Here is a 7,762-nt window from a genome sequence, read left to right as displayed (position 1 = left end):
GCTCATCGTCGTCAACAAGCCCGCCGGCATGGTGGTGCATCCCGCGCCCGGCTCGCCCAATGGCACGCTGGTCAATGCTTTGCTCTTTCATTGCGGGGACAGCCTTGCGGGCATTGGCGGGGTAAAGCGCCCCGGGATCGTACACCGCCTCGACCGCGACACCTCAGGCGTCATGGTGGCGGCCAAGACCGAGCAGGCCCATCGCCACCTGGCCGAGCAATTCGCCGATCACGGCCGCACCGGCCCGTTGCACCGCGCCTATATCGCCTTTGTCTGGGGCTCGACCGAAACCGGCAAGGGCACCATCGAGGCCCCGCTGGGCCGCGACCAGAACAACCGCCTCAAGCAGGCCGTGCGCCGCGACGGGCGCGAGGCCATCACCCATTATTTCGTCGAACGGCGTTTCGGGGACGAAGGCTGGGACATCACGCGGGTGCAATGTCACCTGGAAACCGGGCGCACCCACCAGATCCGCGTCCACATGGCCCATATCGGCCATCCGCTGGTGGCCGACGCCGTCTATGCCTCGGGCTATGCCACCAAGATCAGGCGGCTGCCCGAAGCGGTGGCCGAGCCCATCCTCGCCCTCGGCCGGCAGGCGCTGCACGCGGCCGAGCTGGGCTTCGAGCACCCCACCACCGGGCAAGAGATGTTCTTCGAGGCGCCGCTGCCCGACGATCTGCAAGCGCTGGAGGACGCGCTGGAGCCCTATGACAAGGCGTTTGCGCGCTAAGACGGAACCTTCGGCAAGATCAGCCATTCCCCACGCATCGCCCTTACATTCGCCAAAATGCTGCTTATATATCCATCGTAGTTTGCCGATGGGCCGGGTTCGGACATCGCGCCAGACATATTTCCGCCCGCATCGGCGGGGGAACCGAGAAAGGGGTGCGCCATGGCCCAGACCAATCTTCCTGTCCTCTCATCCGAAGGGGGCTTGAGCCGCTATCTTCAGGAAATCCGCAAGTTCCCCATGCTGGAACCGGATGAGGAATATATGCTGGCCAAGCGCTACAAGGAGCATCAGGATCCCGGCGCCGCCCAGAAGCTCATCACCAGCCATTTGCGGCTCGTGGCCAAGATCGCCATGGGCTATCGCGGCTATGGCCTGCCCATTTCCGAGGTGATCTCGGAGGGCAATGTGGGCCTGATGCACGCGGTCAAGCGCTTCGAGCCCGAAAAGGGCTTCCGGCTGGCCACCTATGCCATGTGGTGGATCCGCGCCGCCATCCAGGAATATGTGCTGCGCAGCTGGAGCCTGGTCAAGATCGGCACCACCGCCGCCCAGAAGCGCCTGTTCTTCAACCTGCGCAAGGTGAAGGGCCAGATCGCCGCGCTGGACGACGGCGCGCTGCATCCCGACCAGATCAAGCAGATCGCCACCACCCTCAACGTCACCGAGGACGACGTGGTGTCGATGAATGCGCGCCTGTCCGGCGACGCCTCGCTCAATTCGCCCATGCGGGCCGACGAGGGCTCGTCGGAATGGCAGGATTGGCTGGTGGACGATACGCCCGACCAGGAAACCACGCTGGGCGACAGCCAGGAATATGACGAGCGCATGGGCCTGCTCACCAATGCCATGAGCGTGCTCAACGAGCGCGAGCGCGCTATTTTCCAGGCCCGCCGTTTGCAGGACAATCCCAAGACGCTCGAGGAACTGGCCCAGCAATATGACGTGAGCCGCGAGCGCATCCGCCAGATCGAGGTCCGCGCCTTCGAAAAGGTGCAGGACGCGGTCAAGGAGGCCGCCGCCGCGGCGAACTGAGGATTGAAGGCGGGTCGAAAGGCCCGCCTTTTTATTCCGGATCGGCTATCAAATCCCACAGCCGCTCCTTGCCCAGGATGAGCAGCCAGGGCGTATCGTCCTCGGGCTCGATCTCGACCGGCCCGCCCAAAGCCTGGTTGGAAGTGCCGATCAGCGCGCCGGGGGCCAGGGTCAGCCCATCCATGGGATAATAAAGCCCGCGCGAGCGGGTGAAGGCGATCGGCAGCAGCGGATGGATGGAAACGCGCTCGCCCGGCGCCGCCTCGAACCGCAATGCGCCCGTGGCGGCCAGCGCCACATCCACCGCATCGACCAGCAGCAGCTTGCGCGAGGGCGCAAATTGCAGCACGGCGCTGAGCGCGGCCAGGGTATGGTCGAGCCGCCTGCCGGTCATGCCCAGCGCCAGCGTCACCGGGGCGCGGGTGGAATAGAGCGCCTTCTGGAAATCGGTGGTGATCTGCTCGGGGATATGCAGCACCTTCGTACGCCGTTCCCAGCCGGCGCGATCCGAGAGCGAATCCAGATCGCCGATGATGGCGGCGGGCAGCAGCCCGGCCGCGCCGATGCTGTCGCCCCCGCCATCGGCGCCCACCAGCGCCACGCCGCGCCCGGAAAGGGCGCGCAGCAGGGCCGGATCGACATCGCCGCCCCCCACAATGGCCATGGGCCCCTCGAATACGAAAGCGGGCGCCTGCGGGCTGGGATCGGCAGGGACTTGCACTGGACTGGAACTCGCACTAGATGTCGGGATGTCTCGCTGGGGTGTTCCGGGAAACCGGAGCTGAGAGTTACCCATTGAACCTGAACCAGGTCATGCTGGCGGAGGAAGTTCGAGATGGCAAGGGCGTCTCGGCGTTCCTCCATTGACAAAACCCTTCTCACACATGATCGCACACGATGAAGGGATTGACCCATGGTCAAATTCGTTTCCGTCGCGCTGGCGGTCCTTGCCGGATCGCTCGCCTCGCCCCTATTGGCCGAGGAAGCGCCCATGCTCACCATCTACACCTATGACAGCTTCACCCCCGACTGGGCCCCTGCCCCGCGCCTGAAGGCCGGGTTCGAGGCCATTTGCGGCGGCTGCATCGTCGATTGGGTGGGGGTGGATTCGTCCATCGGCACGCTGCGCCGCGCCCAGCTCGAAGGCGAGAGCACGCCCGCCGACATCATTCTCGGGCTCGACACCGCCATTGCCGGGGAAGCCCGCGCCACCGGGCTCTTTGCCGATCACGACCTGACGCTGGACAATCTCGTGCTGCCCGGCGGCTGGGGCGACAAGCAGTTCGTGCCCTTCGACTATTCCCATTTCGCCTTCATGTACGACACCGACGCTGTGCCGACGCCCCCGGCCTCGTTCGAGGAATTGATCGCCCTGCCCGACGACTTCAAGATCGTCATCCAGGACCCGCGCTCCTCCACCCCGGGCTTCGGGCTGGTGCTCTGGGTCAAGGCCGCCTATGGCGATCGCGCCGCCGAAATCTGGAAGGGCCTCAAGCCCCATATCCTCACCGTCACCCGCGACTGGAGCGAGAGCTATGCCCTGTTCCTCAATGGCGAGGTCGACATGGCGCTCAGCTATACCAGTTCGCCCAGCTATCACCTGATCGAGGACCAGGACGACACGCTCAAGGCGGCGCTGTTCAGCGAGGGCCACTATCCGCAGATCGAGGTGGCGGGGATCCTGAAATCCACCGACCAGATGGAGCTGGCCCGGCAATTCCTGACCTACCTGGTTTCGCCCGAAGCCCAGAACATCATCGCCCACACCAATTGGATGTTCCCGGTGATCGATCTGGGTGAGGCGCTCAACCCCGCCTTCGGCAACCTGCCGCAGCCGGAAAAGACGCTCGTCTTCTCCGACGCGGATATCGCCGCCCATGGCCAGGAATGGGTCGACGAGATGTTGGCGGCGATCCGGTAGCATCGTGGTGGCGACATTCCCCATCCTCACCATCCCATCCATGGTGTCGCCCCGGCAAAAGCCGGGGCCCATCCTGAGATGGTGGGCCAATGAGAAAATATCAGGATGGATCCCGGCTCAAGGCCGGGATGACATCGGGGACGGGGATGGAACGCTGGCCCAATACCGGCTCCGGGTTTCGCCATGACCACCCTCCCGCCCCGCCCATTGCGCATCGGCGTGGCCACCGCTCTGGCCGCCGCCATTGCGCTGCTCATCGCCATGGTGCTCTGGGCCATTCTGGCCGCCGCCAGCGATGCCGGAGCGGGCCATTCGCGGGTGGACATCGCGCACCTGCTGCGCATGACCGCCATCCAGGCGGGGCTGACCACCCTGCTGTCGCTGGCGGTGGGCATGGCGCTGGCCTGGGCGCTCAACCGGCTGCGCTTTTGGGGGCGCGAGCTGGCGGTGGGGCTGTTCGCCGCCGCCATCGTCACCCCCGGCATGGTGGTGGCCTTCGGCCTGCTCTCGGTCTGGGGCCGCAATGGCTGGATCAACCGGCTGAGCGAATCCCTGTTCGGCGCCGGCATCGGCAATCCCGCCTTCGGGCTGGGCGGCATCCTCTTGGCCCATGTGGTGCTGGACGGGGCCTTTGCCGCCCGCATCCTGCTGGCCCGGCTCGACGCCATCCCCGCGGCACGGCTCAAGACCGGCCAGTCGCTCGGCCTCTCCCCCTGGCAGCGCTTCACGCTGATCGACTGGCCCGCCATGCGCGGCACCATGCCGGGCCTGGCCGCCATCATCTTCCTTCTTGCCTTCACCAGCTTTCCCATCGTGCTGCTTCTGGGCGGCGGCCCGGCCAACCAGACGCTGGAAGTGGCCATCTATGCCGCCGTGCGGCAGGATTTCGATCTCGTCGGCGCGGTGCAGCTTGCCGCCACCCAGATCGCGGTCTGCGCGCTGGTCATCCTTTTCGCCTCGGGGCTGGCCCCGGTGCCCGGCGGCTTCGGCGCCTCCACTCCCCCGCTCTGGCGCGACCATGGCCCGGCGCGCCTGTTGCAATGGGGCGTGCTGATCGTGGCGCTGATCGGCTTCGTGTTGCCGCTGCTGGCGGTATTGGCCGACGGGCTGCGGCCGGGCCTGGGCGCATTGCTGAGCCAGCCCGCCTTCTGGGCGGCGGCAACGAGCAGCATCGTCATCGGCACGCTGTCGGCATTGTTGACGCTGGCCCTGGCGCTGGCGCTGAGCCTGGGCCGCAGCGCCACGGCAAGGCCGGGGCTGCGGGCGCTGCTGGGCGCGCCGGCTTTCGCCTATCTGGCCGTGCCGGCGGTGGTGCTGTCGCTGGGCTTTTTCCTGCTGGTGCGGCATCTGGGCCTCTCCACTACGGCGGCGGCTCCCGTCGTCGTCATTATCGGCAACAGCCTTCTGGCCCTGCCCTTCGCCGTGGCGACGCTGGGGCCGCCGCTCGACGCCATCGCCCGCAGCCGGGGCAAGCTGATCCGCACGCTGGGCCTCACCGGCTGGCGGCAGTTCGTGCTGGTCGAATATCCGCTGCTGGGCCGCGATATCGGCGTCATGCTGGCGCTGGCCTTCTGCTTCTCGCTGGGCGATCTCGGCGTCATCGCCCTGTTCGGCACCCAGGATTTCCAGACCCTGCCCCTGATGATGTTCCGCGCCCTGGGCTCCTATCGCAGCAATGACGCCGCCGCCATCGCCGCCATCCTGCTGCTCGGCACCATCGCGGCCTTTGTCGGCCTGCCCCGGCTTTTCGAAAGGATCGCCCATGCTGCGCGTTGAAGATTTGCGCTTCGCCTATCCCCGACAGCAGACGCCCTATCTCTTTTCGCTCGACGCGCGGCCGGGCGAGGTGACCGCCATTTCCGGCCCCAGCGGCTCGGGCAAGTCCACCCTGCTCGACCTCCTGGCCGGCTTTCTCCAACCGCAGGCCGGCCGTATCGACCTCGATGGCACCGACCTGGTGCCGCTGCCGCCGGAACAGCGGCCGGTGTCGCTGCTGCTGCAAAGCGAGAGCCTGTTCGAGCATCTGAGCGCCAGGCGCAATACCGGGCTCGGGCTGCCGCCCCGCACCCCCGCCGCAGAAGCAGAGCCGAAAATCGCCGCGGCGCTGGCCGAAGTGGGACTGGTGGGGCTGGGCGAGCAGGTGGCCGCAACGCTTTCAGGCGGGCAGAAGCAGCGCGTGGCGCTGGCCCGCACCCTGCTGCGCGCCCGCCCGGTGCTGTTGCTGGACGAACCCTTCTCGGCGCTGGACGACGCCACCCGCCGCGCCGTGCGCATGCTGGTCGGCACCCTCACCGCCCGTCATGGCTGGCATACGCTGCTGGTGAGCCACCACGCCGACGACATCGCCGCGCTGGCGCAGCGGCGCTATGAACTGGTGGAGGGGCGGCTGGTGGCGGCGTAAAGCGTGTCGCGATCCCTGTGACGCGCGATCTCGTCCCACCCCGGATGGCATTCCGGCGCAAGCCGGAATCCAGCTCCGCATGGTCCCCCATCCATCGTTGGGGGGATGGTCTTCAGGATGGATGCCGGCCTGCGCCGGCATGACATTGTGCCAGGGGATGGTACCGTTGCCCCTTAGCTCGTCCAGCTGGCGAAGACCTTGTCGAACAGGGCTTGCGCCGTGGCGTCCTTTTCCAGCGTGATGATGGCGTTGCGGCCGGTGCCGTAGATGATGGCCAGGTCCATCCAGCGGCTCTTGCGCACCAGATCGAGATTGCGCTCGGTTTCGGCCGGCACGGCGCTCAGGGCGAAAAGGAAGGAATTGCCCAGAACGCGGGCCGAAGCGCCGACCAGCGCCGTGCCCGGAACCAGTTCCTGGTCCTTGAGCAGAATGCCGGGCAGATTGGCGATGGTGCCGCCCACAAAGGTGTCGCTGACCTTGAAGTCCAGTTCCACCAGATGGCTGGCCGGCAGGCCGGGATCGGAATTCTTGCGGATGGTGATGTCCACGCCCAGATTGCGCGCCGGAATGCTGGCCACGCCTTTGATGGTGGGCAGGCCCAATTCGTCCACGCCCTCGCTCCATTCCACCGTGCCCGAGAACGGAACCGCGCCCGCCGAGCCGTCGGTGCTGGCTTCGAGCAGCAGCGACTGGCTGCCGGCCAGCACGGCCGGATCGACCGAAGCGGCAGGATCGTCGGCGGCAATGGCGGCCGCTGCGGCGCCGGGCAGGCGCTCGTCGGTCTTGATCTCGCCGGTGCCGATATCGGGCAGCATGGTTTCGGTGCCATTGGGCCGTACGGGCTCGGGGGTCGGCTCGAGCCTGTCGTCGATTTCCAGCCCGCTCAATTCACTATTGCCCACATCGGCGCCGGCGGTAGGCGCGGTATTGCCCGGCCCCACCGGCGCGCCATCGGCATTGGCGGGAACCGGATCGAGGGTGGGCGTCGCCGCAGGCACCTGGCTGGCGGTTTCCACCACCGGCGCCTGCGCACGGCCGAACATCTGGTCGAGATCGACATAGCCCTCGCGCCAGGCCCAGAAGCCCGCGCCGCCCACGCCGACCAGCAGCAGGGCGAAAACGACAAGGAAAATGGTGAGGCCCGCGCCGCCGCGCTCGGCGGGAGCGTCGGCAAAGCCGGCATCGTCATCCACCTCGGAAGCATCGGGGGATGCAGCGCCCCCGGCCTGCTTGTCCGTATCGGGCGCTGATTCGCCGCGCGCCTCGCGGTCGAGCGTCTCGATGGCGCGCTCGATGACGTCCTGGGCCTCGTTGGGGTCGGGCTCGACCTCCACTTCGCGCACGCTGGACAGCGCCGCTTCCACCGGCGCCGCCTCGGTCTCCAGGATCGGCGCCACGGCCGGCTGGCGCGCCAGCGCCTGGTTGCCGATCACCGGCTCGATGCGCGGTGCCTCGAAACGCGGCTCGACGCTGCTATTGGCGGCGGAAAAGCTTTCGCGGCGCGGCTCGCTCGAAACCCCGATGGGGGAGCTGGGGCCGGCCTTGGCCGCCTCGGCGCGCATGACGATGGAGGGCATGGCCGGCGGCTCGCGCCGGATAGGCTCAGGCTGGGGCGCGGGTGACGGCTGAGCGGGCGCGTCGGCCGGTGCTTTCACCTCGGGCTCGCTGACCG

General features: G+C 67.4%; 7 protein-coding genes and 1 riboswitch. Of the genes, 5 read left to right on the top strand and 2 right to left on the bottom strand.

Annotated elements, in window-relative coordinates:
• Together VDP82_RS11065 and rpoH are read left to right on the top strand one after the other, a co-directional pair.
• Positions 1-733, top strand: a 733-nt coding sequence (locus tag VDP82_RS11065; protein WP_323014904.1) for an RluA family pseudouridine synthase, incomplete at its 5' end; no start/stop codon positions are given.
• A 162-nt stretch (positions 734-895) separates the two neighbouring features.
• Positions 896-1,768, top strand: a complete 873-nt coding sequence (gene rpoH / locus VDP82_RS11060; protein ID WP_323014903.1) for an RNA polymerase sigma factor RpoH — start codon at positions 896-898, stop codon at positions 1,766-1,768.
• Between the two features lie 31 nt (positions 1,769-1,799).
• Here rpoH and VDP82_RS11055 read toward each other — a convergent pair whose 3' ends face one another.
• Positions 1,800-2,432 carry a thiamine diphosphokinase gene (locus tag VDP82_RS11055; protein WP_323014902.1) on the bottom strand — a complete coding sequence of 211 codons (633 nt, stop codon included), beginning with the start codon at positions 2,430-2,432 and terminating at the stop codon, positions 1,800-1,802.
• 84 nt (positions 2,433-2,516) lie between these two features.
• Positions 2,517-2,613: riboswitch (TPP riboswitch) on the top strand.
• Between the two features lie 68 nt (positions 2,614-2,681).
• On the opposite strand from VDP82_RS11055, the gene VDP82_RS11050 reads away from it, so the two are divergent.
• The 3 genes from VDP82_RS11050 to VDP82_RS11040 all read left to right on the top strand — a co-directional run bounded on the left by VDP82_RS11050 (position 2,682) and on the right by VDP82_RS11040 (position 6,090).
• A complete protein-coding gene (locus VDP82_RS11050) occupies positions 2,682-3,689 on the top strand; it encodes a thiamine ABC transporter substrate binding subunit (RefSeq protein WP_323014901.1) in 1,008 nt (335 codons plus the stop codon).
• Positions 3,690-3,872: 183 nt separating this feature from the next.
• Entirely contained in the window at positions 3,873-5,465 is a 1,593-nt protein-coding gene (locus VDP82_RS11045) for a thiamine/thiamine pyrophosphate ABC transporter permease ThiP (protein ID WP_323014900.1), read from the top strand.
• Entirely contained in the window at positions 5,452-6,090 is a 639-nt protein-coding gene (locus tag VDP82_RS11040) for an ATP-binding cassette domain-containing protein (protein WP_323014899.1), read from the top strand. The genes VDP82_RS11045 and VDP82_RS11040 overlap by 14 nt, the downstream gene beginning before the upstream one ends.
• Positions 6,091-6,263: 173 nt before the next feature.
• Here the strand turns inward: VDP82_RS11040 and VDP82_RS11035 are convergent.
• The coding region (locus VDP82_RS11035; RefSeq protein WP_323014898.1) for a hypothetical protein at positions 6,264-7,762 on the bottom strand (1,499 nt) is incomplete at its 5' end.

The organism is Devosia sp. (assembly GCF_034675085.1).
Taxonomy (GTDB): domain Bacteria; phylum Pseudomonadota; class Alphaproteobacteria; order Rhizobiales; family Devosiaceae; genus Devosia.
This window is presented reverse-complemented; position numbering and strand designations above follow the sequence as displayed.